Here is an 889-nt window from a genome sequence, read left to right on the forward strand (position 1 = left end):
GACGGGACGTTAGGGATTGGCACGACGCTTGCGTAAGCAAGAGGAGTGACAAAAGCCTATGTGTCGAAGACCGAACGAGGGCGCCAGTCCCGAAGTGAAGCGGTTAGTCGCTGTTATGCGCTGGTCCCTGGTTATCGAATCTGATGTATTCTCCAAAAACCCAACCTTCTTTTTGATTAGAATTTTTAAGTAAGCATCCATTATAAGAATCAGAGCTGGGAGAAATTAGAAACCAGAAATTTTTTTTACCACCAATATAATCTTCTGCTTTTGTTTTAGCAATAATGGTAATTGTATAATTCTTAGGTATGAACGTAATTTCCTTATTATTTAAATTTTCATCATCTAAGTGACTAAAAAAGCATTCAAATGATTTTGAGTCTTTCGAAGGTTTTTCTCTCATTTTTAGATTAGAGGTAACTATCCCTTTTTTTAAACCTTGAGTTATAACTTCAATTCCATTGATCTTTCTATTTAATCCTTCGTTTACCTTTTTTTCTTTATTGTATAAAACTAGTTTGTTGTCACAAAGTAAATATTCTTTGAATTTGATAGATTCTTCATCTATTTTAGTAATACATTTGAAATCTTTCAATTTTTTGTTTTTACAATTAGAGATAACATTAAAGAAATTATAAATATTTTCTGAATTCGAAAAACTAGCAGTAAAACCATCGCAGCCATCTCCTTCACCATTTAGAAAATATACAGCTTTTGAATTTTCCAATTCTAAGATCATTTCACCTGAACTTAAAGAATTTTCACCGAATATTAATTTTTCCGAGTTCAAAACTAATGGGAAGAGTAGAATGATTAAAAGGGCTATTCTATTTTTCATTTGTTTATGTTTTGTTCTTATTTTAGGGACTTGCGCATAACGAACTAGACT

General features: G+C 31.7%; 1 protein-coding gene. It reads right to left on the bottom strand.

Annotation, left to right across the window (positions count from 1 at the left end; all coding sequences use genetic code 11):
• Window positions 1-103 precede the first annotated feature (103 nt).
• The coding region (locus ND811_RS19445) for an SH3 domain-containing protein (protein ID WP_322113496.1) at window positions 104-889 on the bottom strand (786 nt) is incomplete at its 5' end.

Source organism: Leptospira soteropolitanensis (assembly GCF_026151655.1).
GTDB classification, from domain to species: domain Bacteria; phylum Spirochaetota; class Leptospiria; order Leptospirales; family Leptospiraceae; genus Leptospira_A; species Leptospira_A soteropolitanensis.